The organism is Leptodesmis sp. (assembly GCF_052746595.1).
In genome coordinates, this window is record NZ_JBRAGO010000003.1 from 1 (window position 1) to 5,388 (window position 5,388).

The window sequence follows — 5,388 nt, forward strand, 5'->3', positions numbered from 1 at the left end:
CAGGTCGTCCGGAACAATGCCCATTGGCACAGGTTCTGCTCCAGCCTGGGCAACTAGAGTGGCGAGGGCGTATTGGTTCGAGTCCACCAGTTGCCCAGGCTGCAGGGGGCGATCGAGGCCAACTAATTCACTCCCAATAGACAAAATGGCCACGCGAGGACGACGATAAACCTTCACATTGGCCTGTTGAGCAGCAGCCAGAACTGCAATTTCGGTCGCCTGCAGTTTGCATCCAGCGGGTAATAGGGGCGTTCCGGCTTGATAATAGGCTCCTTGATGACGGACAAAGGCATGTGGTTTGGGAGCCGTCAGAACGGTTACTCGATCGCCCTGCCGCTGTGTGTCTTCCTGCATCACCACCGTATCTGCCCCTGCGGGAAGCATGGAACCTGTGAGAATTCGGGCCGCCTGCCCAGATTGCACGGTTTTTTGCGGTTGGTATCCGGCAGGAATTTCTTCAACGATCGTTAATGTCACAGGACGATCGGGCGTACAGTTCTGCACATCGGCATAGCGAACGGCATAACCGTCCATCGCTGAATTATCCCAGTGAGGAAAGTCCAGAGAACTGCTTACAGGTTCTGCGAGAATGCGGCCTGCAGCGTTCAGCAGGGGTACTTGTTCCGTATCGCGATCGCGATCTAGAGGCTGTACCAGGCTGAGAATTTGTTGCTCCGCTTCGCTAGCCGGAATCATCTCCTTTCCTCATTGCAGAAGTTTGGCATCCTGTGAAATAATAGACGATTGTGTCTAAATTTTGTCTCGCGATCGAGCTTGTAGGACTATGGCTAAGGCTAAAGATGTTCGTATTATTGTCACACTCGAATGTACCGAGTGTCGCACCAACCCCGACAAGCGCTCTCCAGGGGTTTCTCGGTACACGACTAAAAAGAATCGGCGGAACACCACTGCCCGCTTAGAACTGAAAAAGTTCTGCCCTCACTGCAACAAACACACCCTGCATAAAGAAATTAAGTGATGAGTTTTGAGTTCTAAGTTTTAAGTTACAAGGAGCACGACTATTGCACATCTGCTTGGCTCAGAATTGAACTTAAAGCTCAACACTTAAACCTTAAAACTAATTGATTGTTAAACTCTAAACACTGCTTAAACCATGACCTATCTTCGTCGCCGCGTATCTCCGATCAAACCTGATGAACCGATCGACTACAAAGATGTCGATCTGCTGCGTAAGTTTATTACCGAGCGGGGAAAGATTTTGCCTCGCCGAATTACGGGATTAACCGCTAAACAACAACGGGATCTGACTCAGGCAATTAAGCGGGCACGTATTCTGGCTTTGTTACCCTTCATCAACAAAGAAGGTTAATTTGTCTCAGGTCGGGCCTCTCTACCTCGTTAGCGGTTGAATTCAATGGAGAAGGGAACCCTTGTTGAATTTAGAACCAACAGCGAGAATCCTGCGGCAGAGTGGCTTCGTCACCGTCGCCTTGCTGTTTTAGAGCGTCCAGAGGGCAAAAAGCACTGGATTGCCATAGACGATCGTGGCCAATCTCATACCCTGCATCCTCGCGAGATTACTTACGAGGTGGAGGGTTTCTACAAGCCTTCCGAGATTAAGGGGTTTATCCAGCAGGTGGAGCCTTATCTGGATCCATCCAGTTTGGAAGTAGCCTGGGAATTGCTGGTGGAAGACGGGAAAACCGTCAATCCAGCGGAAATGGCTTTGTTGCTGTTTTCTGACCAAAGTCCACCGCTCAGTTACGCTGCTTATTGGCTCCTCTCTGAAGACAAGCTGTACTTCAAGCTCAAGGGCGAACGGTACGAACCTCGCTCTAAAACCCAGGTAGCCGAACTGAAGCATCAGATGACGATGGAGGCGCAGCGACAACGGGAGTGGCAGGGCTTTATCGATCGTCTGCAGCAGCGATTAGCAGGAGAACCGGTAGAGTGGCAGGCGGGCGATCGGCCTCGCTTAGAAGCCTTGGAACGGTTTGCCGTAATGGGTGAGGAGGCAACTCACCGGACACCCGCCACAGAAACCCTGTTACACTTGAAACGACCTGAAACGCCGCAAGCTGCTTTTCAACTTCTGGTTGATCTAGGCCTCTGGGATCCCCATGAGAATTTGTTTTTGCGTCGCAGTCAAATTCCGGTTCAATTTCCACCAAAGGTATTGGAAGTGGTGCAAAACCGCTTAGCTTCTCCCCCTGCCGATCTGCATCCTGATCGCCTGGACCTGACTCACCTCAAGGTCTATACGATCGACGATGAAAGTACGAGCGAAATTGATGATGGTCTCAGCCTGGAATATTTACCAGACGGCAAGCAACGCCTGTGGATTCACATTGCAGATCCCAGTCGCTGGGTACTACCGGGAGATGAACTGGATTTAGAAGCCCGTCGCCGCAGTACAACAGTGTATCTGCCCACCGGGATGGTTCCTATGTTCCCTTCAGAACTGGCAACTGGCCCCATGAGTCTGAGACAGGGACAGATCTGCTGCGCTCTCAGCTTTGGTATCACTCTGGATGAAATGGGGGCGATCGCAGACTACTCAATTCATACCAGCCATATTAAAGCCACCTACCGCCTCACCTACGAGGATGTGGATGAGATGCTGGAATTGGGAGGCGTGCAGGGCGAGTCGGAATTGGAAGCGATTGCTCAGTGGGCTAAACTGCGGCAACAGTGGCGGCAGTCTCAGGGCGCAATCAGCATCAACATGCCGGAATCCTCGATTAAGGTGAAAGACGGCGAGATTACCATTGATGTGCTACATAACTCCCTGGCCCGGCAACTCGTTGCAGAAATGATGATTCTGGCAGGAGAAGCCGCAGCCCACTACGGTCAGACCCATAGCATCCCCATTCCCTTCCGCAATCAGCCCCAGCCTGAATTGCCGCCCGAAGAAGAGTTATTGCTACTTCCAGCAGGGCCGGTGCGTTCGTGTGCGATTCGTCGCTGTATGCCTCGCAGCGAGATGAGCATTACCCCAGCCCGTCACGCCAGTTTAGGACTGGAAACCTATACTCAGGTGACTTCTCCGATTCGTCGTTACAGTGACTTATTGGCCCATTTCCAGATCAAAGCTCACCTGCGGGGTGCGCCTTTACCCTTCTCAGCAGAAGAAATGCAGGAGTTAACCTTAAGCGTCAGCACTACCGTTCAGGAAGCCGTTCTGGTTGAGCGGCAAACCAACCGCTATTGGGGACTGGAGTTTCTGCGGCGATCTCCCAACGAGATCTGGCACGCTTTAATGTTGCGCTGGTTACGGGAACAGGACAACCTGGGCCTGGTATTGCTGGAAGATTTGGGACTGGAATTAGCCATGCGCTTTACCCGCTCCGTCTATCCTGGCGACCATCTGCAACTGCGGGTGAGCCATGCCGATCCTCGACAAGACATTATTCACTTTGAAGAAGTTACGGCTTGATTGCAGAAGGTTTACAGCCAAGCAACAAACCGAATTTATGTAGGATGCGTGAGTGCCAAGGTAACGCATCAATCAATTCACACCTCCATCCTGTGCAGCATTCATGATGACTTCCTTATCGCTTGCTACCGTTGATCTCGTTACCCTCCGGCAGAAACTCCTGGATCTATTCTGCGAAGTGGCTTATGAAGAAGGCGATTTTGTCCTCTCCTCTGGACAGCGAAGTACTTACTACATCAACGGGAAACAGGTGACGCTTCATCCTGAAGGGGGGGTAGCCGTAGGTCGGATGCTGCTATCCCTGCTGCCAGCAGACACTCAGGCCGTGGCAGGACTGACTTTAGGAGCCGATCCAATGGTTACAGCCACCAGTGTCGTAGCCGCTTACGAAGGTCGATCGCTGACCGCCCTGATCGTTCGTAAAGAAGCCAAAGGCCACGGCACCCAGGCGTATATTGAAGGGCCAACCTTACCTCCTGGCACTCCAGTTACCGTATTGGAAGATGTGGTGACGACCGGACAATCAGCGCTGAAAGCGGTAGAACGGCTACAGGCTGCCGGATATGTCGTGAACGGAGTGCTGGCCCTGGTCGATCGCCAGCAGGGGGGAACCGAAGTTTATCAACAGGCTGGTATCCCCTTTCAGGCCATATTCTCTATCCAGGATTTGCAGCAGCGTTGGGCAGAACTGCACTAAAGTTTTAAGTTTTGAGTATTAAGTTCTCACTTCAACTCAAAACTTCTCACTCCGCACCGTTTTGCCGATACCAGCTTTCTAAGGCTGCCCGCTGGATCTGTCGCCAGGGTTGATTATGAGAGCGGGCTAGTTGGGCGCAGTCCTCGTATTCGGGCTGAACATTCGTAGGAGGTCGATCGCGCCCCTCCGCCCAGGCCACCTTCACCCGTACTGGCCCATACGCTGTCTCCACAGATTGCAACTCACGCGGCAGAATCTGACGTTCCTGGAGCGATCGGCGAATGCCCAGCGTCGTCGTTTCGCGAAACAGAATTACCTCACACCGAGCAACATCCTCCGGTTGACAAATCACCGTCAGCAGCACCCCCGGACGCGACTTTTTCATGCCGATCGCCTGCGTAAACACATCCAGTGCCCCCGCTTCCAGGAGAACTTCCAGCACATAGGCGATCGCCTGCGGATTCAAGTCGTCGATTTGGGTTTCCAGGACAGCGATGGCTTGGGTAGTGAGATTAGGGATTAGGGGTTGAGGATTAGGGGGAGTGAAATTTTGGATTTTGGATTTTGGATTTTGGATTGCGGCACGAGAATTTTGAACTTTGAATTTTGAATTTTGAATTTCTCTCTCACCTTCCTCATCTTCCCCATCTCCCTCTGCTTCCCCCACTCCTCCACCGCTCCACTCCTCCACTCCAAACCTACTGCCTTCTGTCGTCTCTGCCCCAATCCACAGCCGCAAAATATTCGGTAGAGACAAATCCCGACTTCCGGCTCCTAATCCGACTTTGTGCAGAATCATGGGTGGGGGAGGACCAAATTGGGTGGCCAGGGTGGTGGCGATCGCCGCTCCCGTAGGCGTGACTAACTCTTTCTCAATTCCATTGCTGTAAATCGGTACCTGGCCCATCTCGAACAGTTTCAACACAGCAGGTGTAGGAACGGGTAAGCGACCATGAGCAGCCCGAATGCAGCCTCCTCCCGTGGGCAAGGCTGAACAGTAGAGGCGATCGATGCCCAACCAATCCAGACCCAGACAGGTACCAATAATGTCTACCAGAGCATCCGTTGCACCGACTTCATGAAAGTGAACCTGCTCCGGAGGCACCCCATGAACAGCACCTTCAGCCTCAGCCAGCTTGCGAAATACGGTCAGGCTCCAGACTTCTGCCCGTCGGGGAAGTTGGGCTTGCAGGATGAGTTGCTCAATATCAGGGAAGTGGCGGACAGGTGGGTGAGGGTGGATAGAGGGGCTTCCGTGAGAGTCAGCCAAACGGTGCAGGGGTGGAGGAGTGGG

General features: G+C 52.7%; 6 protein-coding genes. 4 read left to right on the plus strand and 2 right to left on the minus strand.

The annotated features are described in order from the left end of the window. On the minus strand, positions 1-696 hold a 696-nt coding region (locus tag ACUVQO_RS01050), incomplete at its 3' end, for a molybdopterin molybdotransferase MoeA (protein WP_445924043.1). 88 nt (positions 697-784) lie between these two features. On the opposite strand from ACUVQO_RS01050, the gene rpmG reads away from it, so the two are divergent. The 4 genes from rpmG to pyrE all read left to right on the plus strand — a co-directional run bounded on the left by rpmG (position 785) and on the right by pyrE (position 4,094). Further along, a complete protein-coding gene (gene rpmG / locus ACUVQO_RS01055; protein ID WP_233743496.1) occupies positions 785-979 on the plus strand; it encodes a 50S ribosomal protein L33 in 195 nt (64 codons plus the stop codon). A 135-nt stretch (positions 980-1,114) separates the two neighbouring features. Further along, entirely contained in the window at positions 1,115-1,330 is a 216-nt protein-coding gene (rpsR, locus tag ACUVQO_RS01060; RefSeq protein WP_233743495.1) for a 30S ribosomal protein S18, read from the plus strand. Positions 1,331-1,375: 45 nt separating this feature from the next. Continuing rightward, on the plus strand, positions 1,376-3,397 hold the full coding sequence (locus ACUVQO_RS01065; RefSeq protein WP_445924044.1) for a ribonuclease catalytic domain-containing protein: 2,022 nt from the start codon (positions 1,376-1,378) through the stop codon (positions 3,395-3,397). Between the two features lie 103 nt (positions 3,398-3,500). Beyond that, positions 3,501-4,094, plus strand: coding sequence for an orotate phosphoribosyltransferase (pyrE, locus tag ACUVQO_RS01070; RefSeq protein ID WP_445924045.1), 594 nt, complete (start codon positions 3,501-3,503; stop codon positions 4,092-4,094). A 46-nt stretch (positions 4,095-4,140) separates the two neighbouring features. On the opposite strand, the gene larC is transcribed toward pyrE, so the two are convergent. Then, positions 4,141-5,388: nickel pincer cofactor biosynthesis protein LarC (larC, locus tag ACUVQO_RS01075; RefSeq protein WP_445924046.1), on the minus strand; the 1,248-nt coding region annotated here is incomplete at its 5' end.

Bases quoted from the DNA above. Each gene is read 5' to 3' on its own strand.
- rpmG (WP_233743496.1), top strand. From the start codon at position 785: ATGGCTAAGGCTAAAGATGTTCGTATTATTGTCACACTCGAATGTACC.
- rpsR (WP_233743495.1), top strand. From the start codon at position 1,115: ATGACCTATCTTCGTCGCCGCGTATCTCCGATCAAACCTGATGAACCG.
- ACUVQO_RS01065 (WP_445924044.1), top strand. From the start codon at position 1,376: ATGGAGAAGGGAACCCTTGTTGAATTTAGAACCAACAGCGAGAATCCT.
- pyrE (WP_445924045.1), top strand. From the start codon at position 3,501: ATGATGACTTCCTTATCGCTTGCTACCGTTGATCTCGTTACCCTCCGG.